1 protein-coding gene and 1 pseudogene are annotated in these 558 nt (G+C 48.2%); one reads left to right on the top strand and one right to left on the bottom strand.

Annotated features, from left to right (window positions below; translation table 11 throughout):
* A pseudogene (locus tag KIV40_RS27575) lies at positions 1–290 on the top strand (hypothetical protein); the annotation flags it as partial.
* A gap of 46 nt (positions 291–336) precedes the next feature.
* Here the strand turns inward: KIV40_RS27575 and KIV40_RS27570 are convergent.
* Positions 337–558: YiiD C-terminal domain-containing protein (locus KIV40_RS27570; protein WP_285352393.1), on the bottom strand; the 222-nt coding region annotated here is incomplete at its 5' end.

Raw genomic sequence — 558 nt, 5'->3', positions numbered from 1 at the left:
AGGCCCTAGAAAATGAAGCTGTGCAATCCAAGATAGTGAACTTCGAGATCACAGATATCAAAGCCGACTTAAACCGCGGCCACCTATCATTACCGTCGTTGCACATTATTGGTGCAACACGACAAGGCGACCAACCACAGCCAGTAACACTGACTGGTGAAGTCGCTGGAGAGCTTGATCTCGTGACACCACAGACGCACAGTTTAACGCTTACGCTGTCGAGTGAATGCTACGAAGTTTCTGGTTTAATCACCCAAGCGCAGCTCGTGCACAAAGAGAGCTGCCAATAAAAAACGCCACTCAAAAGAGTGGCGTTGTTTAAGAGATTAAAATGCATTATTCCGAGACGTTTTGCGTGGAACTAAGAACTTTTTTATAGTCTGGGATCAGCATGTAGGTTCCAGTGAACTCAACCGCCGCCACATCACCACTGTGAATCGTCACATGGATGATGATTCGCGCCTTGCGCCCGGATGCGAGTCGGTCTAAATCGCCACTGATTCCATCTAGAGAGGTTGAAGCCACTGGGTTCTGCTCAACTGGATGACGATAGCGAAT

Source organism: Vibrio sp. D173a, assembly GCF_030248475.1.
The sequence above is the reverse complement of the archived record's forward strand: the minus strand, read 5'-3'. Positions and strand labels throughout refer to the sequence as shown.